The sequence below is a fragment of the Streptomyces colwelliae genome (assembly GCF_048158785.1).
Taxonomy (GTDB): Bacteria; Actinomycetota; Actinomycetes; order Streptomycetales; family Streptomycetaceae; genus Streptomyces.
The window spans coordinates 14142-34226 of record NZ_JBLTJC010000078.1 but is presented as its reverse complement, the minus strand read 5'-3'; the positions used below and the strand labels follow the sequence as shown (position 1 = coordinate 34226).

Below are 20085 nucleotides of genomic sequence, written 5' to 3'. Positions count from 1 at the left end.
GGCGGTGGCGATGGAGCGCGAGCAGTGGGCGATCTACGTCACCTACGAGGTCTCCGATGCCGGGTTGGAGAAGCTCCTGTTTCGGCCATGCGTCAGACCGTAGGACGGAAAGCGGTCTCCGTAAGGGGTCCCGACCTGGTCCCACTCTCAGGGGCGGGATACTGGTGTCATGCGGTTGACGGTCTTCTGGCAGCGGATGACGGAGCACTTCGGCGCGGGGTACGCCGAGAGCTTCGCGCGCGATCACGTGATGACGGAACTCGGCGGACGGACGGTGCACGAGGCGCTGGACGCGGGCTGGGAGGCCAAGGACGTGTGGCGCGTGGTCTGCGCCGTCATGAACGTTCCCCAGGAAAGTCGCTGATCGGTCACGAAGATCGCCGGCGGGTGACCGGTTGTCAGTGGCGTAGGCGAGACTTGCACCGTGGCAGCCACTGACGAGACCGGGCACGACGCCCCGCAGGCATCCCCGACCGGTGCGACGCCGCCGACCCGGCCCCCGGCCGACGGCGCCGCGCCGGGCGCCCGCATGCCGCGCTGGCTGCCCCGCGCCATGGTGCTGGCGCTCGCCCTCGTCGCCGTGTTCCAGCTGGGCAGTTGGGCCTTCCACCAGCTCATCGGGCTGCTGATCAACATCCTCATCGCGTTCTTCCTGGCCCTCGCCATCGAGCCCGCGGTGAGCCGGATGGCCGCCTTCGGCATGCGCCGCGGTCTGGCCACCTTCCTGGTCTTCCTCGGCCTGCTGATCGTGAGCGCCGGGTTCGTCACCCTCCTGGGGTCGATGCTCGCCGGCCAGATCATCAAGATGATCGAGGACTTCCCGGACTACCTCGACTCCGTCATCAACTGGGTCAACACGCACTTCCACACCGACCTCAGACGGGTCGACATCCAGGAGGGGCTGCTCCACTCCGACTGGCTGCGCAAGTACGTGCAGAACAGCGCCACCGGCGTGCTGGACGTGTCCACCCAGGTGCTCGGGGGCCTCTTCCAGCTGCTGACGATCGGTCTGTTCTCGTTCTACTTCGCCGCCGACGGGCCGCGACTGCGGCGCGCGCTGTGCTCCGTACTGCCGCCCGCCCGGCAGGCCGAGGTGCTGCGTGCGTGGGAGATCGCCGTCGACAAGACGGGCGGCTACATATACTCCCGCGGTCTGATGGCGCTGGTCTCCGGAGTGGCGCACTACATCCTGCTACAGGCGCTGGGCATCCCGTACGCGCCCGTGCTCGCCGTCTGGGTGGGCCTGGTCTCCCAGTTCATCCCGACCATCGGCACGTATCTCGCGGGCGCCCTGCCCATGCTGATCGCCTTCACCGTGGACCCCTGGTACGCGCTGTGGGTGCTGATCTTCGTCGTGGTCTACCAGCAGTTCGAGAACTACATGCTGCAGCCCAAGCTGACCGCGAAGACCGTCGACATCCACCCCGCGGTCGCCTTCGGCTCGGTCATCGCGGGCACCGCGCTCCTGGGTGCCGTCGGCGCGCTGATCTCCATCCCCGCCGTCGCCACGCTCCAGGCGTTCCTCGGGGCGTATGTGAAGCGGTACGCCGTCACGGACGACCCCAGGGTCCATGGACACCGGACCCGCGGCTCCGGCGGACCCGGCGCGCTGGCCCGCGCGCGACGGCTGTGGGACCGGCGGCCGGGGGCGGAAGCGCCCACAGCGGCCGACTCCGCCGGCAGCAGCGACTCCGCCTCCACGACCGGCTCCGGGACAGCCGACTCGCGGCCCACCGATCAGGAACCGACCGACCCCGAACCGAGGGACTCCGGAGAGGGCTCCTCCGGCTCCTCCTGAGGGATGATCCGGCAGAGAACACCGGGGCGTCGCGGTCAGTACGTGAGCACCGCCCACACCCCGGCCGCGGCCACGGCGACCACGTAGCAGCCGACCGCGACGGTCACGGTCCGCCGCCGTACCGCCTCGCTCCAGGACGTGCGGGAGAGCAGCCAGGCCAGGGCGGGCAGCACCAGGACGGCGTGCAGGCTCACCCCGTGCAGCGGCTTGAGCGGGGCCGTCGAGTGGTACGCAGCCTCCTGGTGGCCGGTCCGGGCGAGGACGACCCCGCGCGCGATCATCGCGGCGCCCGAGGCCAGCGCCACAAGCAGGATCGCGAACCCGGAACGCACCGCTGGCGCCATCCCCGTAGGCCCTGTCGGCCGGTGCCGGAAGGACGCCACCGCGAACACGGTGAGCAGCACCACCAGGACACCGCCGCCCACCGCGAGCGTCATGGACACCGCCGTGTCGAAGGGCGTCTCCATGTCGAGGTGCGACGGCACCCGGCGCCATGCCTGGAGGGTGATGCCGCCGACCTCGACGACACAGTCGGCGGCGAACACGATGAGCAGGATCGTGCGCAGCCGGGCCTCGACGCGCAGATACGACGTGACCCAGGTGACCGCGATCAGCGTCACCCCGAAGGAGAGCCCGAACGTGACGGGCTTGCGCCAGGAGACAGGCCCGTACCAGGGGCCGCCGTCGACCGCGAACACCACCAGGTGCACCAGCCCGGAGAGGATCAACAGGGCACCGATCACATGGCAGAGACGCTCGGCGGGACGTACATGGCTCGTCATGGCTCGAGCCTCGCGGGAACCCGTCGCGCAGTCGTCGTACGACCGAAGACACCCGCCGTACGACGGCGGAAGTAGTGCTCCCAGGGGCGTGACGATGAGTTTCGGGGGCGCGCGGGGTCCATGGAGGTGAAAGCCGCCCGGAATCCGCGGAACGGTGACCCCCGAAGCGAGGATCGATCATGTCCACCGCAAAGGCCCCGCAGAGCGTCGAGACCACGTCCGTCCCACAGTTGGCGGACACCGGACCGCAGACCGCCGCGGGCAAGGTGCTGTGGCACTTCACGATGTCGCTGGACGGGTTCGTGGCGGGGCCCGAGCACGCGATGGACTGGATGACGGGGTTCTCGTTCCGGGCCGGCCTCGTCGAGGAGTACGCCGCTACGACCGGTGCCGTACTGGGCGGCCGGGACGGCTTCGACGCCTTTCCCGATGCCGGTGGCGTCTACGGCGGCGCGTGGCAGGGGCCGGTGTTCGTCCTCACGCACCACCCCGACGACGCGCCGCCCGTCCCCGGGGTGACCTTCCTGGACTGCGACGTGGCCGAGGCCGTACGCATCGGGCTGGAGGCCGCCGGCGGCAAGAACCTCGAAGTGCTCTCACCCACGATCGGCCGACAACTGCTGGAGCGCGGACTGATCGACGAGATCGACCTGCACATCGCGCCGGTGCTGCTCGGCGACGGCATCCGGCTCTTCGACAACCCCGGCGGCGCCCCGGTCCGGCTCATGCTGCTGAACGGCGATGACCACGCGGCCGCGGTGAACGTGCGCTGCCGGCCGGTCGGGACGTGATCGTCCTGCGGCGTCGAGGTCGAGGACGCGCCGGGGAAGGCCGGTGGTTCAGCGGCGTGCGGCGCTCGCGAAGGGTCCTACTGGTAGCAAGGCGTACCGCACAGGACGCTGACGGTGCCGGTCCCGACGGCCGAGGAGACCGGTGCGACCTGCGGCGCGGGCTGGTGCACGCGGCTGGTCTCCCACGGCATGGGAGCGGCCGACGCCGCCGGACTCATGATGCCGACGGTCGCCGCGACCAGCACGGACGCGATCCCCGCGCGCTTCCACATCTTCATCGAACTCTCCCGTCGTCGGTTGCCGTTGGCTGCCGTCAGTCAACGGGCCCGACCCCCGGCACAGGAAGGATTTCCATCTCATTCGAAGCGTCGCCACGGCGTGAGGCGTCACAGGACATCGATGACGCGAGTGCCGCGTGGTGCGCTTGACACGAAAATCGAACATCCATTCTCATGGAAGCTCCGGCGAGGCCATGACGGGCATTTCGACAGGCTTTTGATGCTGAAGTGTCCGAGTTATCCACAGGCTGGGCGGGCGTCGGGGCGCATTGTCAGTGGCAGGCGTTAGCGTCTTTGACGTGAAGCGATCGACACAAGCAAATCGGGTGGAACCCATGGCAGGAACCGACCGCGAGAAGGCGCTGGACGCCGCGCTCGCACAGATTGAACGGCAATTCGGCAAGGGCGCGGTGATGCGCCTCGGCGAGCGGCCGAACGAGCCCATCGAGGTCATCCCCACCGGCTCGACCGCGCTCGACGTGGCCCTCGGTGTCGGCGGCCTGCCGCGCGGCCGAGTGGTGGAGGTCTACGGCCCGGAGTCCTCCGGCAAGACGACCCTGACCCTGCACGCGGTGGCGAACGCCCAGCGGGCCGGCGGCCAGGTCGCGTTCGTGGACGCGGAGCACGCCCTCGACCCCGAGTACGCGAAGAAGCTCGGCGTCGACATCGACAACCTGATCCTGTCCCAGCCGGACAACGGCGAGCAGGCCCTGGAGATCGTGGACATGCTGGTCCGCTCCGGCGCCCTCGACCTCATCGTCATCGACTCCGTCGCGGCACTCGTCCCGCGCGCGGAGATCGAGGGCGAGATGGGAGACAGCCACGTCGGTCTCCAGGCCCGTCTGATGAGCCAGGCGCTCCGCAAGATCACCGGCGCGCTCCACCAGTCCGGGACCACCGCGATCTTCATCAACCAGCTCCGCGAGAAGATCGGCGTGATGTTCGGCTCCCCGGAGACCACGACCGGTGGCCGTGCGCTGAAGTTCTACGCCTCGGTGCGACTCGACATCCGCCGTATCGAGACCCTGAAGGACGGCACGGACGCGGTCGGCAACCGCACTCGCGTCAAGGTCGTCAAGAACAAGGTCGCGCCGCCCTTCAAGCAGGCCGAGTTCGACATCCTCTACGGCCACGGCATCAGCCGCGAGGGCGGCCTGATCGACATGGGCGTGGAGAACGGCTTCGTCCGCAAGGCCGGCGCCTGGTACACGTACGAGGGCGACCAGCTCGGCCAGGGCAAGGAGAACGCGCGCAACTTCCTGAAGGACAACCCCGACCTGGCCAACGAGATCGAGAAGAAGATCCTGGAGAAGCTGGGCGTGGGTGTCCGTCCGGAGAAGCCCACCGCCGAGCCGGGTGCGGACGCGGCGGTCCCCACCGCCACGGACGACGCCAAGACGGTGCCCGCTCCGGCTGCGGCCAAGGCCACCAAGCCCAAGGCCGCGACAGCCAAGAGCTGACCCGTGACACGACGAACGGACTGGGCCGAGTACGCGTATCCCGGCGCCCCGCAGGGGCGCGGGGGAGGCGACGACGGCCTGGCCTACGGTGCGGACGGCATGATCGAGGAGCCGTACGGCATGGACGGGCCGTACGGCGACGAGCCGGGCGGCGGCTTCGCGGGGGAGGCCGGTCCGCCTTTCGGCGGCCCGGAGCCCGGCGACGGTTCGACGGGCACCGGTCGGCTCTTCAGGAGCTCGGCGCCCGGCGGCGGTTCGCCCGGCGACGGGTCCGACGACGACGCACCCGGCCGCGGCTCACGCCGCAGCCGTGGAGCGCGCGGCGAGGGCGGCTCGCGAGGGTCTACGGCGCGCGGTGACGGCGCACGCGGTAGACGCGGGCGCCGTGGTCGTGGCTTCGGTGAGTCGTCCGGAGAGGACGGAGGTGACTTCTCCTCGTCGAGGGCCGAGAAGGAGGAGCCGCCGGCGGACCCGGCTGAGCGGGCGCGGGGAATCTGCCTGCGCCTGCTCACCGGGAACCCGCGCACCCGCAAGCAACTCGCGGACGCCCTGCGCAAGCGGGAGATCCCGGACGAGGTGGCGGACGAGGTGCTGTCGCGGTTCGAGGAAGTCGGGCTGATCAACGACGGCGCGTTCGCGGACGCCTGGGTGGAGTCCCGGCACCACGGCCGCGGTCTGGCCCGGCGCGCGCTCGCCCAGGAACTGCGCACCAAGGGCGTCGATCCGACGCTGATCGACGAGGCGGTCTCCCAGCTCGACTCCGACCAGGAGGAGACGACGGCCCGCGAACTGGTCGACCGCAAACTGCGGTCCACCCGGGGCCTCGACCGCGACAAGAGGCTGCGCCGCCTCGCGGGCATGCTGGCCCGCAAGGGCTACTCCCAGGGCATGGCCCTCAGAGTGGTCCGGCAGGCGCTGGACAAAGAGGGCGAGGACACGGAGTTCCTCGGGGACGAGGGGTACTGATCCGAAGACGAGGGAGTACTGATCCGGGACGATCCGGTTCTGATCCCTCGGTGGTGCGAACGTCCTGAACACGGTGGACGCGCGGGGGCGCCGACCGCGTTCAGGCAAGCACCTGGCCGACGCCCGAGGTGGGGCCAACTCCCGGCTGAAGACGCCGGATTGCCGCAGTGCACAGGTACCTGTGCACGAACGGCTGTGTATGCATGGCACAGGAACCCGGCACATCCGGTCCGCCCGGCACATCCGGCACATCCGGCGGGGAGACGCCCACCGGACGGACCCTGGCGACACCCGCACCGGTCGAACTCTCCGACCTCGCCGCGCTGAAGGCTCGGCAGCGGTATCGCCCTCGCCGTCCTGACCGAGTTCAGTGTCGGCATGACCGGCCGGGCGGCACCGACGATCACGCCCCTCGTGTATCTCGCGGTGATCGCGGTGGCCGGGACCCTCGTCCTCGCCGCCTCGGCGCTGCCGGGACGCGTGGCGTTCCGGGTCCGGGCGGTCGCGGTGGCGACCGCCAGGGAGTGAGCGGGGGAACCGTCAGTCGTCCGTCCCGGGGACGTACGAGGCGAACGTCAGTCGTCCGTCCCAGCGGCATGCGAGGCGAACCGTCAGCCGTCCGTCCCGGGGGCGTGCGAGGGAAACCGTCGGTCACCCGTCCCGGAGGCCACTCGCCACCCCCCGAACGATGCGCATTCCGCAAACTTAGTGTGCGTGACGCAAAGGGTGCGCAGGTTTGGCGCGGGGGTAGCTTCTGCTGCCGACCCCAGGCCTTCCCGCCTGCTGTGCCTTGGCCCTCATCGCCCACCGAGCCGCAGTCAGGCCTGCCCGAGTGCCTCCGGCCGTATCGCCGACCGGTCCTCGTACGCCCTGAAAGGCGGCCCCCTTGTCCTTGTCCCTGCCCGCTCGCCACCGAAGAACGCTGGTGGTCCTCCTGGTCGGCACTGGTCTCTTACTGAGCGGCTGCGGACTGGAGTCGAGTGCCACGCCCGCCGACGACGGGCCCATCACCATCGGATTCGTCAACGGTGGCAGCACCGAGTTCCACAGCTGTTTGCAGGAGTCGATCGAGAACACGGCCAGCAGCAACTTCGCGAAGCTCGTCACGGTCAACTCGCATCAGGACGCCGCGCGGGAGCTCGCCAACATCCAGGACATGATCGCGCGCCATGTCGACGCGATCATCCTGCAGACCGTCAGCACCACCGCGCTCAAGAGCGACATCGCCAAGGCCAGGAGTGCGCACATCCCGATCTTCCTGACCTCGGTCAGCGCCGATCCGTCCGACATCCTCGGGGCCGTCGTCGTCGACCTGAAGACGGTGGGCAAGCTGGACGCCGAGTGGATCGAGGACGACGCCGCGGGGCGCGAGGTGCAGGTGGCCGTCATCGCGGGCGCGCCCGGCGCCGCCTCCGACCTGCTCGTCGGCGGTTTCACCAAGGGGTTGCCGGCGAACGCGAAGGTGGTCGCGAACCAGCCCGCCATGTTCGTCGCCGCGAAGGCGAAGATCGTCGCCGAGGGCATGATCAAAGCGCATCCCGATCTGGACTACGCCTTCGTCGCCAACGAGGAGATGGCGTTCGCCGCCCGCAAGGCCTTCGACGCGGCCGGCGGCAAGAAGGTCAAGATCGTGACGGTCAACGGCACCGACGAGGCCCTCGCCGCCCTCAAGGACGGCCGTTTCGCCGCCACCGTCTCCAACTCGGCCAAGGACACCGGCGAACTGGCCGTCACCAACACCATCAGCCTTCTCCGTAAGGAGAAGGTGGAGAAGATCGCCACCACACCGGCCCGCCTGATCACCAGGACCAACGCGGACACCGCCCCGCTCTACTGCCCCTCCGACGGATCGTGAGCGGGGACGCGTCGTGAGCGGGCCGGACCGTCGGGTCGTAGACGGAGTGTCTACGACGTGACAGGCAGTCCCGCCGCCTTCCAGGCCTGGAAGCCGCCGACGAGGTCCGTCGCGCGGTGCAGGCCCAGTCGGTGCAGGGACGCGGCTGCCAGGGTGGACGCGTAGCCCTCGTTGCAGATCACCACGACGCGCAGGTCGTGACCGGTGGCTTCGGGGGCGCGGTGGCTGCCCCGGGGGTCGAGGCGCCACTCCAGTTCGTTGCGCTCGACGACCAGGGCGCCGGGGATGAGGCCGTCCCGGTCGCGCAGGGCCGCGTAGCGGATGTCGACCAGGAGGGCATCGTCGTCACGGGCCGCGTCGTACGCCGCCCGTGCCTCGATCCGCTCGTAGGTCTCGCGCACCCGATCCAGCAACTCGTCTATGCCGAGAGGCTGTTCGCGTACGGCACTCACTGCCAGTCCGCCGGGCGCTCGACCTGCTCCAGGCGCAGTACCGGGCCCGTGCGGCTGTAGCGGCGGATCTGCGGCAGCGGCGGGTAGTACGCGTGGACGGAGATCGCGTGCTCTTCGGAGGACTCGTTGAGCACCTCGTGGACGTGGTGCTGACCGAAGGCGCGGCCCTTGCCGGCCGGCAGCCGCCGCTCGCGGTCCACGCCCTCCTCCAGTTCGAGGGTCTTCCAGCCGTGGCTCGGGAGTCGAGCGGCGAGCGAGTTCTCCTTGAGCTCACCGGCGGCGGCGAGGAAGGCGCCGACCGACTCGGCGTGGTCGTGCCAGCCCGTCCCGCTGCCGGGCGGCCAGCCGATCAGCCAGGCCTCGCTGCCGCCGGGACCGTCGAGCCGCACCCAGGTGCGGCCCTCGGGGTCGAGGGGGAGCGAGGCGATCAGCTCGGCGTCGGCGGCCGTACGCCGGACGAAGTCGAGCAGGTCCGCCTGCGTCGGGGCCTGGGAAGGCGCGGCGGGGGACACGGAGGCAGAAGGGGAGACAGACACGTGCACCGTCCTGATGAGTGTTCGCGAGGGTGCGCGCAGGCATCACGACAGTGGCGCGCGCGGGTGAGAGAGATGCGAATTCAGCAGGCGACGTGACACACACAGCCCACGTAGCGGACGAGGTCCAGGTGGACCTTCCGCCAGAGGTGGACAGAGGTGTCGGTCATGGTCCGGAGTACAGCACGGCGGTGCGGACCGGTCAACTCAGCGTCACTATGTGGACAGTTCGGGTACGGTGGCCTCAGCGCGAGCCGGCCGTGGCCTCCGTCCTCGTCGGGCCGCCCAGGGTCGCCTCGGCCGCCGCGTACAGGTCGGCCGGGCGCACCCCGCTCAGCGCGGTGACCAGGTGTCCGTCGGGCCGTACGAGGAGAACCGTGTGAGCGGCGGCGCCCGGGTAGCTCTCGGCGACCAGCAGCTCGGCCGGATGCGGCAGCGCCGTCACCGCGGCCGCCAGGCGGGGCATGATTCCGGCCGTCACCCAGTGCTTGCGCTCCCACACGCCCGTGCCCGGCGCGACCAGGACGACCAGCAGGGAGCCGCGCCCGAGGCGGTCCCGCAGCCGTACGAAGGCGCCGTCCTCGGCGGTGACCAGGACATCGGTGACCGGCGCGCCGGGCAGGGTGTCCACGGGGACCTCCGCCTCGATGTGCCGGGGCGCGAGCGGCGAGTCGGCGTACGCCCCCGGCGCACCGAGGGCGTTGTGCCCCAGGTGACCGTCCGTGAGCAGCACGTCATGGTTGCGGGCCGAGCCGGGCACGACCGCGCGCAGTCCGGCGCCGCCGCGCACCAGCGGCAGCGCCTGGTCGGCGGCGCGCAGCCGGGACGCCACGACGGCCCGCCGCTCCGCCTGATAGCTGTCGAGCAGCTCCTCGTGCGGCCCGTGGTGCCAGGCCAGTGCCAGCTTCCAGGCGAGGTTGTCGGCGTCCCGCAGCCCCTCGTCCAGCCCCTGCGTCCCGAGCGCCCCCAGCAGATGCGCGGCGTCCCCGGCGAGAAACACCCGCCCCACCCGCCACCGCCGGGCGAGCCGGTGGTGCACGGTGTGCACTCCGGTGTCGAGTAGTTCGTACGGCGGTGTCGGGCCCTCGGTCCAGCCCGCGAGCGTCTCCCGGATGCGGGCCAGCAGCAGCTCGGGGGTGACCAGGTCCTTGCCCGGCGGCAGCAGCCAGTCCAGGCGCCACACGCCGTCCGGGAGGGGGCGTCCGGTGACCTCCCCGGCCGAGGGTCCGGACGTCCGCCACGGCGGCACCCGATGCAACAACGCCTGGTCGGGCCACGGAAGTTCCGTGCGCAGCGCGGCCACGGCGTGTCGTTCCACCGCCGTACGGCCGGGGAAGCGGATGTCCAGGAGTTTGCGCACGGTCGAGCGCGGGCCGTCGCAGCCGACCAGGTAACTGCCGCGCCACCAGGTGCCCTTGGGGCCGCGGGTGTGGGCGGTGACGCCCGAGGGCTCCTGTTCGAGCGAGTCGAGGCGGTTGTCCACGGCGATCTTCACCAGCCGCTCGCCCGCGAGGGCCTGGCGCAGGGTGCCGGTGAGCACGTGCTGCGCGATGTGCAGCGGGGCGGGCTCGGTCTCGTCGAACGTGATCTCGCGCATCACCTGCTTGCGCCGCATCGACCGCCATCCGGCCCAGCGCGAGCCGAGTTCGGCGAGGGGTACGCCGGTCAGTCGCTCCAGGAGGGCTGCCGTGTCCTCCCGTAGGACGACGGTGCGCGCGGGACGGGGTTCGTCCTTGCCCGGACCCTCGTCGAGGAGGACGGAGGGCACCTCCTGCCGCGCCAGTGCCAGGGCGAGCGTGAGCCCCACGGGCCCCGCCCCGACGATGATCACCGGGTCCACGGTGCGGCGCCCCCTGCCCGTGACGGTGTCCTCAGGGACGCATGTGAACAGGAAGTTGGAGCAGGGTGCACGATCACAGAACGTATGCAACCCATTGCCGGTGCTTGCGTCAAGTGACGGAGGCAGTGGCGATCATGCCACTGCCTCCGTGTCGTTCATGCCATGTGACCGATCATCAGATCGTGCCGCCACCGCCGGTTCCGAAACTGCCCCCCACCTGCGCGGGGTTGAGTCCGGTGGCATCTTCCAGGGCGACGGTCGCACCCGTGCTCTTCTTGCTGCGCCGCAGCCTGCCCTCCAGCCAGCTCGCGAAGGTGGTGAGGGCGAGGTTCAGCAGGATGTAGATGATTCCCACGACGATGAAACTCGCCACCACATTGGCGTAGTTGGCCGCCAGGGTGCTGCGTGCGTTGAGCAGCTCGGTGAAGCCCAGCATCACGCCACCCAGCGCGGTGTCCTTCACGATGACCACGAGCTGGCTGACGATGGCCGGCAGCATGACGGTGACGGACTGCGGGAGCAGGATGCTCGTCATCGTCTGGCCCTTGCGCAGCCCGATCGCGTGCGCGGCCTCCGTCTGCCCCTTGGGGAGGGACAGGATGCCCGCCCTGACGATCTCGGCGAGCACCGAGGCGTTGTAGAGCACCAGGCCGGTGACGACGGCGTACAGGGGCCGTTCCTCGCTGCCGACGCCCGTGGAGCGGACGTAGAACTCGTTCGCGAAGAGCATCAGCAGCAGGACGGGGATCGAGCGGAAGAACTCGACCACCACTCCGGCGGGGACGCGCACCCACCGGTGGTCGGACATCCGGGCGATACCGAAGAACGCGCCCAGGGGGAGGGCGATCACCATGGCGAGGCCGGCGGCCTTCAGGGTGTCGCCGAGGCCCGGCAGCAGATACGTCGTCCAGGCGTCCGACGTGGTGAACGGCTGCCACAGGGCCCACTTCAGCTGGCCCTTGTCGTCCATCGTCTGCCAGACCCACCACAGGAAGAGGGCGAGCAGGACGAAGAACACGACCGAGAGGAGCACGTTGCGCCGCTTGGCGCGGGGGCCGGGCGCGTCGTAGAGGACGGAGGTCATCGCTTCACCGCCATTCGCTTGCCCAGCCAGCCGAGGAGGAGGCCGGTGGGCAGGGTCAGTACCACGAAGCCGAACGCGAAGACCGCGCCGATGGCGACCGTCTGGGCCTCGTTCTCGATCATCGTCTTCATCAGGGCGGCCGCCTCGGCGACCCCGATCGCGGCCGCCACGGTGGTGTTCTTGGTCAGCGCGATCAGCACGTTGGCCAGTGGTGTGATGACCGCGCGGAACGCCTGCGGAAGGATGATGATCCGCAGCACCTGACTGAAGCTCAGCCCAATGGCGCGGGCCGCCTCCGCCTGTCCGACGGGCACGGTGTTGATGCCGGAGCGCACCGCCTCACAGACGAAGGCCGCGTGGTACGCCGCGAGACCCAGCAGTGCCAGCCGGAAACCCTGCACCTTGAAGTCGTCGGACGCGCCCATGGTGACGCCGAAGATGTCGGCGAGGCCGAGCGAGGTGAAGACGATGATGACCGTCAGGGGGATGTTCCGGACGGTGTTGACGTAGAAGGTCGCGAAACCACGCATCAGTGGGACCGGGCTGACCCGCATGCCGGCCAGCAGTGTGCCCCAGACCAGGGAGCCGAGGGCGGAGAGGACGGTGAGTTTCACCGTCATCCAGAACGCCCCGAGGACGTCATAACCTTGAAGAAAGTCGAACACGATCTCCCGCGCTTCCGGGTATGGGGCCTGCCTTACCGGGGTTTTCTCGGGCTTACTTGACGATGTCGCCGATCTTCGGGGCGGGCTCGTTCTTGTAGTCGGCCGGGCCGAAGTTCTTGGTGACCGCGGTCTCCCAGGCGCCGCTGCTGACCATCTTCTCCAGCGCGGTGTTGATCTTGGTGACGGTCGCGGAGTCGCCCTTCTTGACGCCGATGCCGTAGTTCTCGTTGCTGAGCTTCAGGCCGGCGAGCTTGAACTGGCCCTTGAACTTGTCCTGCGCGGCGAAGCCCGCGAGGATCGAGTCGTCCGTGGTCACCGCGTCGACGGCACCGCTCTGGAGGGCCGCGATGCACTCCGAGTAGCCCGAGTTCTCACGAAGGTTGGCCTTCGGGGCGATCTTGTCCTTGATGTTCTGCGCAGAGGTCGAGCCGGTCACGGAACAGAGGTTCTTGCCGTTGAGGTCCGTGGCCTTCGCGATCGTCGAGTCCTTCTTGACGAGCAGGTCCTGGTGGGCCAGCAGGTAGGGGCCGGCGAAGTCGACCTTCTGCTTGCGCTCGTCGTTGATCGAGTACGTGGCCGCGATGAACTTGACGTCGCCGCGCGCCAGGGCGTTCTCACGGTCGGCGCTCTTGGTCTCGACCCACTCGATCTGGGCGGGCTTGTAGCCGAGCTGCCCGGCCACATAGGTCGCCACGTCCACGTCGAAGCCGGCGTAGGTCCCGTCCGGCTGCTTCAGGCCGAGGCCAGGCTGATCGAATTTGATACCGATCTTGATCTTGCTGCCGCCGCTGGAGCCCGAATCGGAGTCGTCCTTGTCGCTGCTCCCGCAGGCCGTCGCGGCGAGCGAGAGGACGAGAGCGGTGGTCGCGAAGACGGTGACCTTGCGGAGCTTCATGATGAACATCCTTTGGCTGGTGAGGAGATGAGGGTCCGTCAGGGCGTGTGACGGCGGCTCTGAGGGTGTGCGGGACCCTCAGCGGCAGTCGGCGGCCGCCCGTCGTCGGCGGGCCGCCAGTGGCTGGCTGTAGCGGTTCGTCAGCGTTCGTGGCTGATCGTCAGTGGTCGGCGGCGCTTGTCGTCAGTGGTGAAGGATCTTCGAGAGGAAGTCCTTGGCCCGGTCGCTGCGCGGGTTGCTGAAGAACTGGTCCGGCACAGCCTCTTCGACGATGCGGCCGTCGGCCATGAACACCACTCGGTTGGCAGCCGAACGAGCGAAACCCATCTCATGGGTGACGACGATCATCGTCATCCCGTCCCGGGCGAGCTGCTGCATGACCTCCAGCACCTCGTTGATCATCTCCGGGTCGAGTGCCGAGGTCGGCTCGTCGAAAAGCATCACCTTGGGGTCCATGGCCAGTGCCCGCGCGATGGCGACGCGCTGCTGCTGGCCACCGGACAACTGGGCCGGGTACTTGTCCGCCTGCGTGGCCACGCCGACCCGGTCGAGCAGCGCCCGGGCCTTCTCCTCGGCCTGCTTGCGGTCGGCCTTGCGGACCTTGATCTGACCCAGCATCACGTTCTCGAGCACGGTCTTGTGCGCGAAGAGGTTGAAGGACTGGAAGACCATTCCGACGTCCGCACGCAGCCGGGCGAGCTCCCTGCCCTCCTGGGGCAGCGGCTTGCCGTCGATCGTGATCGAACCCGAATCGGTCGTCTCCAGGCGGTTGATGGTGCGGCACAGAGTGGACTTTCCGGACCCTGAGGGTCCGATCACCACGACGACTTCGCCGCGGGCGATCGTCAGATCGATGTCCTGGAGTACGTGCAACGCGCCGAAGTGCTTGTTGACGCTCTTCAGGACGACGAGTTCGCCGGTCGCGGCCACATCTTCCTTGGCCACCGATACTTCGGTCATCGCTTGCTGGCTCCGTCCTCGTCGGTTGCGGAGGACAGTAGTGAGGCCGTACGACCAGCGTCATCACATCTGAGCGAGATCTGAGCATCACGATCGGATAGCAATAGGACACGTGTCGTAGCACTTTGCCGCCGGGATCCGTACCGGCTGGGTAACGGAAGCCTCGCGCAACCGGAACCCGCTTGACGGCGTCTTCGTCCATCAGCGTGACTGCCTGGGTGCACGCGCGCGTGAGACGTGCTTTTGTACAGGCCGACACCATACGAACGATGAACCGGAGGGGGCCGGGATGAGACTGCTCCTCGTCGAGGACGACAACCATGTCGCCGCCGCTCTGTCCGCGGTCCTGGCGCGGCACGGATTCGACGTCACGCACGCCCGCAGCGGCGAGGAGGCCCTCCAGGCACTCGTCCCCGAGAGCGACGGCTTCGGCGTCGTCCTCCTCGACCTCGGCCTGCCCGACCAGGACGGCTACGAGGTCTGCGGCAAGATCCGCAAGCGCACCAGCACCCCGGTGATCATGGTCACCGCCCGCTCCGACGTGCGCTCCCGCATCCACGGCCTCAACCTCGGAGCCGACGACTACGTGGTGAAGCCGTACGACACCGGGGAACTGCTCGCCCGCATCCACGCCGTCAGCCGGCGCAGCGTCCACGAGGACGCGGGCGGGGGCGGCGACACCGCGCTGCGGCTCGGCCCGGTGCGCATCGAACTGCCCACCCGTCAGGTCACCGTGGACGGTTCGGTCGTCCAGCTGACCCGCAAGGAGTTCGATCTGCTGGCCCTGCTGGCACAGCGCCCAGGAGTGGTCTTCCGGCGGGAGCAGATCATCAGCGAGGTGTGGCGCACCAGCTGGGAGGGCACGGGACGCACCCTGGAGGTGCATGTCGCGTCCCTGCGCGCCAAGCTGCGGATGCCCGCGCTGATCGAGACCGTACGAGGCGTCGGCTACCGGCTCGTCGCTCCGGCCGCGTAGCGGGCCCGGGTGCGCACACGTCTTCTCCCGCTGCTCATTGTCCTGATGGCGGCCGTCCTGCTGGCGCTCGGCGTCCCGCTCGCCATCAGCGTGGCCGCGGCCCAGCAGCAGAAGGTGATCGTCGACCGTATCGACGACACCGCGCGGTTCGCGGCCCTGGCCCAGTTCGTCACCGACGCCCCCACGGGATCGCGCCCCTCCGACACGGTCCCGGACGAGCGCCAGGAGACCCTGGACCGCGAACTCGCCAGCTACTACGAGGTCTACGGCATCCGCGCGGGAGTCTTCTACCGCACCGATACCTCCATGGCGAACGCACCCGACGACTTCCTGCTCCCCAAGACGGGCGAGGTGCGCGACGCGTTCGCCGAGGCACTCCTCAGCCGTCGCAGCCACGACCCGGAGCAGGTCTGGCCCTGGCAGCGCAACCGCCTCGTCGTCGCCTCGCCGGTCATCCGGGACGGCGACGTCATCGCGGTCGTGGTCACCGACTCGCCCACCGGACCGATGCGTTCACGGACCCTGCGCGGCTGGCTGACCATCGGCGCCGGCGAGATCGCCGCGATGCTGCTGGCCGTCGGCGCGGCCCTACGGCTGACGGGCTGGGTCCTGCGACCCGTGCGGGTCCTCGACGCCACCACCCACGACATCGCCACCGGGCGTCTCAAGTCCCGGGTCGCGGCCGCCGGCGGGCCGCCGGAACTCCAGCGCCTGGCCCGGTCGTTCAACGAGATGGCGGACAACGTCGAGGACGTGCTGGAGCAGCAGCGCGCCTTCGTCGCCGACGCCTCGCACCAGTTGCGCAACCCGCTCTCGGCGCTGCTGCTGCGCATCGAACTGCTCGCGCTCGAACTACCGGAGGACAACGACGAGATCGCCTCGGTCCGCACCGAGGGCAAGCGCCTGACCCAGGTCCTGGACGACCTGCTCGACCTGGCCCTGGCCGAGCACGCGGACGCCGACCTGAGGATCACCGACATCGGCGCGCTGACCGCCGAGCGCGTCGCGGCCTGGGCGCCGACCGCCGAGGCCAAGGGCGTGCGCCTGGTGGGCAGTTGCCCGCCCACCACGGCCTGGGCCGACCCGGTCACGCTGTCCAGCGCCCTGGACGCGGTGATCGACAACGCGGTGAAGTTCACGCCCGAGGACGAGTCCGTCGAGGTGACGGTCGCGTCGAACGGCGAGACCTCGACCATCGTCGTCACGGACAACGGCCCGGGCCTCACCGAGGACGAACTCGCCCGCGTCGGCGACCGCTTCTGGCGCAGCGGACGCCACCAGAACATCAAGGGCTCCGGCCTCGGCCTGTCCATCTCCCAGGTTCTGCTGGCCGCGGGCAGCGGCTCCCTCACGTACGACCACCACGAGCCGCACGGCCTCAAGGTGACCGTGTCGGTGCCCAGGAGCGGGCCTGCGGCCTGAACGGGCGGCCCGGGGGCCGGTGTTGAGGTCCCGGGGCCTGAGCGGGCCACCCAGGGACCTGGGCGGGGCCCTACGGCTCCACGGGCCAAGGCTCTGCGCCTCTACGGCCTACGGCTTGAGTGAGCGGTAGTAGCGCCGGGCGCCCTCTTGCAGGGCCAGGGGGTCGGTGTAGATCGCTGTGCGCAGGTCCACCAGCTGTGCGGAGTGGACCTGCTTGCCGATGTCGTCGCGGCTCTTGATCACGATCTTGGTGATCCACTCCGTGAGCCTGGCGTTCACGTCCTTGCGGGTCATCAGCAGGTTGGATACGGCGATGGTCGGGACGGTGGACCCCTGCTGGATGCTCGGGTAGGCCGATTCCGGCATGTTGGTGGCGCGGTAGTAGTGGGTGGCGTCGCCCTGCTCGTGCATCTTGGCCACGAGGTCCGCCTCGATCGGCACGAACCGGAACGCGTAGTGCTTGGCGAGGTCTTTCAGGCCGTCCGTCGGCAGCCCGCCCGACCAGAAGAACGCGTCGATCTTGCCGTCCTTGAGCCGCTCGGGTCCGGTGTCGATGCCGTCCGCCATCGGCGTGATGTCCTTCTTGGGGTCGATCCCCGCCGCTGTGAGCACCCGGGTGGCGATCAGCCGTACACCCGAGTTGGTCAGCCCTATTGCCACCCGCTTGCCCCGCAGATCCGAGACCGACCGGATGGGCGAGTCGCGCGGGACGATGAGCTGCACATAGTCGTCGTACAGGCGCGCGACCCCGCGCAGCCCGGCGGCACCGGGCTTGCCGTCCAGTTCGTACGCCGCCACCGCGTCGGCCGCGGCGATGGTGAAGTCGGCGTGGCCGATCGCCACACTCCTGACGTTCTCCTGCGACCCGGCGCTGTTCTTCAGCTTCACCGTGAGGCCCGGCATGTTCTTGTCGAGCGCGTCGCGCAGGAGCGAGCCGTACTTCTGGTAGACCCCGAGCGGTGTCCCGGTGCTGAAGGTGATCGTCCCGGTGGGGGGTTCGTCGCCCAGGGGCAGCAGCCACCACAGCAACAGCCCGAACGCGACGAAGCCTGCGGTCGCGCCCTGCAGGGCCCGGCGCCTGCTGATACGGGAGAACACCTTGAGCATGCGCGCGATCCTGCCAGTCTCTGCGCGGTGCTGACCAGGGCACGCCAGGACAGGGCCCTCAGGACTGGGGGAGTGTGTGCCGGCCCGCGTCTGCGGGCTGATGTGTTCGACGGGCCCCTGTGGGCCAAGGGGTGTCAGTGGCGGCCATTAGGGTCGTCGCATGAGTTCTTCGCCCGCCGACCTGGTCCGCGAATTCCACCTGGCCTTCGGGCTCGACGCCCGCAGCACACCCACCGAGGTCGACCCCGGGCTCGCCGCCCACCGGGGCGAACTGCTCGCCGAGGAGGCCGCGGAGGTCGTCGAGGTCTCCGTGGACGGCCCCCTCGACCGGCTGGCGCACGAGCTGGCCGACGTCGTCTACGTCGCGTACGGCACGGCCCTAGTCCACGGCGTCGACCTCGACGACGTGATCGCCGAGATCCACCGCGCCAACATGACCAAGATCGGCCCGGCCGGCGAGATCGCCCGCCGGGCCGACGGCAAGGTGCTCAAGGGGAAGCACTACGAGGCGCCGGACGTGGCGGGGGTGCTGCGCAAGCAGGGGTGGACCACCGGAGGAGAGTGACCGGCCTACGGGGTGGCGGCGCCGGCCGGCTTCCGCTCGCCGGGCCCGCGCGAGGCACGGCGGATTTCGGCCGCAGGAGGAGCCACTCCCGGCACCGCCTACCCTTGTCACATGAGCAGCAGTGACCGGAGCGAGGCAGTGGACGTCAAAACGTACGAAGTGCGCACTTATGGGTGCCAGATGAACGTTCACGATTCCGAGCGGCTCTCCGGTCTCCTGGAGGGTGCCGGTTATGTCCGCGCGCCCGAGGGCTCGGACGGGGACGCGGATGTCGTCGTCTTCAACACCTGCGCCGTGCGCGAGAACGCCGACAACCGGCTCTACGGCAACCTCGGCCGGCTCGCCCCGATGAAGACCAAGCGCCCCGGGATGCAGATCGCCGTCGGCGGCTGCCTCGCCCAGAAGGACCGCGACACCATCGTGAAGAAGGCGCCCTGGGTGGACGTCGTCTTCGGGACGCACAACATCGGCAAGCTGCCGGTCCTGCTGGAACGCGCGCGCGTGCAGGAAGAGGCGCAGGTCGAGATCGCGGAGTCCCTGGAGGCCTTCCCCTCGACGCTGCCGACCCGGCGCGAGAGCGCCTACGCGGCCTGGGTGTCGATCTCCGTCGGCTGCAACAACACGTGCACCTTCTGCATCGTCCCGGCGCTGCGCGGCAAGGAGAAGGACCGCCGCACCGGCGACATCCTCGCCGAGATCGAGGCCCTGGTCGGCGAGGGCGTCTCCGAGATCACCCTGCTCGGCCAGAACGTCAACGCGTACGGCTCCGACATCGGCGACCGCGAGGCCTTCAGCAAGCTGCTCCGCGCGTGCGGCGCGATCGAGGGCCTGGAGCGCGTCCGGTTCACCTCCCCGCACCCGCGCGACTTCACCGACGACGTCATCGCCGCGATGGCCGAGACGCCGAACGTGATGCCGCAGCTGCACATGCCCATGCAGTCCGGCTCGGACCCGATCCTCAAGGCCATGCGCCGGTCCTACCGCCAGGAGCGCTACCTGGGGATCATCGAGAAGGTCCGCGCGTCCATCCCGCACGCGGCCATCACCACCGACATCATCGTGGGCTTCCCCGGGGAGACCGAGGAGGACTTCGAGCAGACGATGCACGCGGTCCGCGAGGCGCGCTTCGCGCAAGCCTTCACGTTCCAGTACTCCAAGCGGCCCGGTACTGCGGCCGCGACCATGGAGAACCAGATCCCCAAGGAGGTCGTCCAGGAGCGCTACATGCGTCTGGTCGCCCTCCAGGAGGAGATCTCCTGGGACGAGAACAAGAAGCAGGTCGGCCGCACCCTGGAGCTGATGGTCGCCGAGGGCGAGGGCCGCAAGGACGGCGCCACCCACCGCCTCTCCGGGCGCGCCCCCGACAACCGCCTCGTCCACTTCACCAAGCCGGACCAGGAGGTCCGCCCCGGTGACGTGGTGACGGTCGAGATCACGTACGCCGCCCCGCACCACCTCCTCGCCGAGGGCCCCACCCTGAACGTGCGCCCCACGCGCGCGGGCGACGCCTGGGAGAAGCGGAACGCGGCCGAGGCCGCCAAGCCGGCGGGCGTGATGCTGGGCCTGCCGAAGATCGGTGCGCCCGCCCCGCTGCCGGTCGCCGCGGGGAGCGGTTGCGGCTGCGACTGAGGCCGCCGCGCCCCGCTGAGCGACACC

Annotated in this window: 21 protein-coding genes; 11 read left to right on the top strand and 10 right to left on the bottom strand. The window is 69.7% G+C overall.

Features of this window, described 5'->3' with window-relative positions:
* Nucleotides 1–169: 169 nt before the first annotated feature.
* Entirely contained in the window at nucleotides 170–364 is a 195-nt protein-coding gene (locus ACNFOC_RS18595) for a DUF3046 domain-containing protein (RefSeq protein ID WP_019075591.1), read from the top strand.
* 60 nt (nucleotides 365–424) lie between these two features.
* Nucleotides 425–1798 carry an AI-2E family transporter gene (locus ACNFOC_RS18590; RefSeq protein WP_416960206.1) on the top strand — a complete coding sequence of 458 codons (1374 nt, stop codon included), beginning with the start codon at nucleotides 425–427 and terminating at the stop codon, nucleotides 1796–1798.
* A gap of 35 nt (nucleotides 1799–1833) precedes the next feature.
* On the opposite strand, the gene ACNFOC_RS18585 is transcribed toward ACNFOC_RS18590, so the two are convergent.
* Complete coding sequence (locus tag ACNFOC_RS18585; protein WP_416960205.1) at nucleotides 1834–2580, bottom strand: hypothetical protein; 747 nt, start codon at nucleotides 2578–2580, stop codon at nucleotides 1834–1836.
* A gap of 179 nt (nucleotides 2581–2759) precedes the next feature.
* Here ACNFOC_RS18585 and ACNFOC_RS18580 point away from each other — a divergent pair, with 179 nt between their 5' ends.
* Nucleotides 2760–3371: a dihydrofolate reductase family protein gene (locus ACNFOC_RS18580; RefSeq protein ID WP_416960204.1), complete on the top strand. Its 612-nt coding sequence runs from the start codon at nucleotides 2760–2762 to the stop codon at nucleotides 3369–3371.
* 77 nt (nucleotides 3372–3448) lie between these two features.
* On the opposite strand, the gene ACNFOC_RS18575 is transcribed toward ACNFOC_RS18580, so the two are convergent.
* Nucleotides 3449–3649, bottom strand: a complete 201-nt coding sequence (locus tag ACNFOC_RS18575) for a hypothetical protein (protein ID WP_416960203.1) — start codon at nucleotides 3647–3649, stop codon at nucleotides 3449–3451.
* Nucleotides 3650–3984: 335 nt separating this feature from the next.
* On the opposite strand from ACNFOC_RS18575, the gene recA reads away from it, so the two are divergent.
* From recA to ACNFOC_RS18555, 4 genes are all read left to right on the top strand, one after another.
* Nucleotides 3985–5109, top strand: a complete 1125-nt coding sequence (gene recA, locus ACNFOC_RS18570) for a recombinase RecA (RefSeq protein WP_416960202.1) — start codon at nucleotides 3985–3987, stop codon at nucleotides 5107–5109.
* A 3-nt stretch (nucleotides 5110–5112) separates the two neighbouring features.
* Nucleotides 5113–6075 carry a recombination regulator RecX gene (gene recX, locus ACNFOC_RS18565; protein WP_416960201.1) on the top strand — a complete coding sequence of 321 codons (963 nt, stop codon included), beginning with the start codon at nucleotides 5113–5115 and terminating at the stop codon, nucleotides 6073–6075.
* A 378-nt stretch (nucleotides 6076–6453) separates the two neighbouring features.
* Nucleotides 6454–6603: a hypothetical protein gene (locus ACNFOC_RS18560; protein WP_416960200.1), complete on the top strand. Its 150-nt coding sequence runs from the start codon at nucleotides 6454–6456 to the stop codon at nucleotides 6601–6603.
* 358 nt (nucleotides 6604–6961) lie between these two features.
* Complete coding sequence (locus tag ACNFOC_RS18555; protein WP_521985188.1) at nucleotides 6962–7930, top strand: sugar ABC transporter substrate-binding protein; 969 nt, start codon at nucleotides 6962–6964, stop codon at nucleotides 7928–7930.
* A gap of 50 nt (nucleotides 7931–7980) precedes the next feature.
* Here the strand turns inward: ACNFOC_RS18555 and ACNFOC_RS18550 are convergent, their stop codons facing one another.
* The 7 genes from ACNFOC_RS18550 to ACNFOC_RS18520 all read right to left on the bottom strand — a co-directional run bounded on the left by ACNFOC_RS18550 (nucleotide 7981) and on the right by ACNFOC_RS18520 (nucleotide 14359).
* Nucleotides 7981–8382 (bottom strand): rhodanese-like domain-containing protein, encoded by a 402-nt coding sequence (locus ACNFOC_RS18550; protein ID WP_416960199.1) that lies wholly within the window; start codon nucleotides 8380–8382, stop codon nucleotides 7981–7983.
* The gene (locus ACNFOC_RS18545) at nucleotides 8379–8918 is read right to left on the bottom strand and encodes a cupin domain-containing protein (RefSeq protein ID WP_416960198.1); all 540 of its coding nucleotides are present in this window, start codon (nucleotides 8916–8918) and stop codon (nucleotides 8379–8381) included. The genes ACNFOC_RS18550 and ACNFOC_RS18545 overlap by 4 nt, the downstream gene beginning before the upstream one ends.
* A gap of 241 nt (nucleotides 8919–9159) precedes the next feature.
* Complete coding sequence (locus tag ACNFOC_RS18540) at nucleotides 9160–10755, bottom strand: FAD-dependent monooxygenase (protein ID WP_416960197.1); 1596 nt, start codon at nucleotides 10753–10755, stop codon at nucleotides 9160–9162.
* Between the two features lie 175 nt (nucleotides 10756–10930).
* On the bottom strand, nucleotides 10931–11839 hold the full coding sequence (locus tag ACNFOC_RS18535; RefSeq protein WP_416960196.1) for an amino acid ABC transporter permease: 909 nt from the start codon (nucleotides 11837–11839) through the stop codon (nucleotides 10931–10933).
* On the bottom strand, nucleotides 11836–12504 hold the full coding sequence (locus ACNFOC_RS18530) for an amino acid ABC transporter permease (RefSeq protein WP_416960195.1): 669 nt from the start codon (nucleotides 12502–12504) through the stop codon (nucleotides 11836–11838). The genes ACNFOC_RS18535 and ACNFOC_RS18530 overlap by 4 nt, the downstream gene beginning before the upstream one ends.
* A 52-nt stretch (nucleotides 12505–12556) precedes the next feature.
* Entirely contained in the window at nucleotides 12557–13399 is an 843-nt protein-coding gene (locus tag ACNFOC_RS18525) for a glutamate ABC transporter substrate-binding protein (protein WP_416960194.1), read from the bottom strand.
* A gap of 183 nt (nucleotides 13400–13582) precedes the next feature.
* Complete coding sequence (locus tag ACNFOC_RS18520; protein ID WP_019060965.1) at nucleotides 13583–14359, bottom strand: amino acid ABC transporter ATP-binding protein; 777 nt, start codon at nucleotides 14357–14359, stop codon at nucleotides 13583–13585.
* A gap of 289 nt (nucleotides 14360–14648) precedes the next feature.
* On the opposite strand from ACNFOC_RS18520, the gene ACNFOC_RS18515 reads away from it, so the two are divergent.
* Together ACNFOC_RS18515 and ACNFOC_RS18510 are read left to right on the top strand one after the other, a co-directional pair.
* On the top strand, nucleotides 14649–15335 hold the full coding sequence (locus ACNFOC_RS18515; RefSeq protein WP_405863960.1) for a response regulator transcription factor: 687 nt from the start codon (nucleotides 14649–14651) through the stop codon (nucleotides 15333–15335).
* Between the two features lie 9 nt (nucleotides 15336–15344).
* Nucleotides 15345–16757: a sensor histidine kinase gene (locus ACNFOC_RS18510; protein WP_416960193.1), complete on the top strand. Its 1413-nt coding sequence runs from the start codon at nucleotides 15345–15347 to the stop codon at nucleotides 16755–16757.
* A 108-nt stretch (nucleotides 16758–16865) separates the two neighbouring features.
* On the opposite strand, the gene ACNFOC_RS18505 is transcribed toward ACNFOC_RS18510, so the two are convergent.
* The gene (locus tag ACNFOC_RS18505) at nucleotides 16866–17864 is read right to left on the bottom strand and encodes a TAXI family TRAP transporter solute-binding subunit (protein WP_416960192.1); all 999 of its coding nucleotides are present in this window, start codon (nucleotides 17862–17864) and stop codon (nucleotides 16866–16868) included.
* 160 nt (nucleotides 17865–18024) lie between these two features.
* Here ACNFOC_RS18505 and ACNFOC_RS18500 point away from each other — a divergent pair, with 160 nt between their 5' ends.
* Both ACNFOC_RS18500 and miaB read left to right on the top strand, forming a co-directional pair.
* Nucleotides 18025–18429, top strand: coding sequence for a pyrophosphohydrolase domain-containing protein (locus ACNFOC_RS18500; RefSeq protein ID WP_416960191.1), 405 nt, complete (start codon nucleotides 18025–18027; stop codon nucleotides 18427–18429).
* 111 nt (nucleotides 18430–18540) lie between these two features.
* Nucleotides 18541–20058: a tRNA (N6-isopentenyl adenosine(37)-C2)-methylthiotransferase MiaB gene (miaB, locus tag ACNFOC_RS18495; protein WP_416960190.1), complete on the top strand. Its 1518-nt coding sequence runs from the start codon at nucleotides 18541–18543 to the stop codon at nucleotides 20056–20058.
* Nucleotides 20059–20085 lie beyond the last annotated feature (27 nt).

Bases quoted from the DNA above. Each gene is read 5' to 3' on its own strand.
- recA (WP_416960202.1), top strand. From the start codon at position 3,985: ATGGCAGGAACCGACCGCGAGAAGGCGCTGGACGCCGCGCTCGCACAG.
- ACNFOC_RS18560 (WP_416960200.1), top strand. From the start codon at position 6,454: ATGACCGGCCGGGCGGCACCGACGATCACGCCCCTCGTGTATCTCGCG.
- ACNFOC_RS18525 (WP_416960194.1), bottom strand. From the start codon at position 13,399: ATGAAGCTCCGCAAGGTCACCGTCTTCGCGACCACCGCTCTCGTCCTC.
- ACNFOC_RS18520 (WP_019060965.1), bottom strand. From the start codon at position 14,359: ATGACCGAAGTATCGGTGGCCAAGGAAGATGTGGCCGCGACCGGCGAA.
- miaB (WP_416960190.1), top strand. From the start codon at position 18,541: ATGAGCAGCAGTGACCGGAGCGAGGCAGTGGACGTCAAAACGTACGAA.
- ACNFOC_RS18500 (WP_416960191.1), top strand. From the start codon at position 18,025: ATGAGTTCTTCGCCCGCCGACCTGGTCCGCGAATTCCACCTGGCCTTC.
- ACNFOC_RS18535 (WP_416960196.1), bottom strand. From the start codon at position 11,839: ATGACCTCCGTCCTCTACGACGCGCCCGGCCCCCGCGCCAAGCGGCGC.
- ACNFOC_RS18580 (WP_416960204.1), top strand. From the start codon at position 2,760: ATGTCCACCGCAAAGGCCCCGCAGAGCGTCGAGACCACGTCCGTCCCA.
- ACNFOC_RS18505 (WP_416960192.1), bottom strand. From the start codon at position 17,864: ATGCTCAAGGTGTTCTCCCGTATCAGCAGGCGCCGGGCCCTGCAGGGC.
- ACNFOC_RS18585 (WP_416960205.1), bottom strand. From the start codon at position 2,580: ATGACGAGCCATGTACGTCCCGCCGAGCGTCTCTGCCATGTGATCGGT.
- ACNFOC_RS18515 (WP_405863960.1), top strand. From the start codon at position 14,649: ATGAGACTGCTCCTCGTCGAGGACGACAACCATGTCGCCGCCGCTCTG.
- ACNFOC_RS18575 (WP_416960203.1), bottom strand. From the start codon at position 3,649: ATGAAGATGTGGAAGCGCGCGGGGATCGCGTCCGTGCTGGTCGCGGCG.
- ACNFOC_RS18595 (WP_019075591.1), top strand. From the start codon at position 170: ATGCGGTTGACGGTCTTCTGGCAGCGGATGACGGAGCACTTCGGCGCG.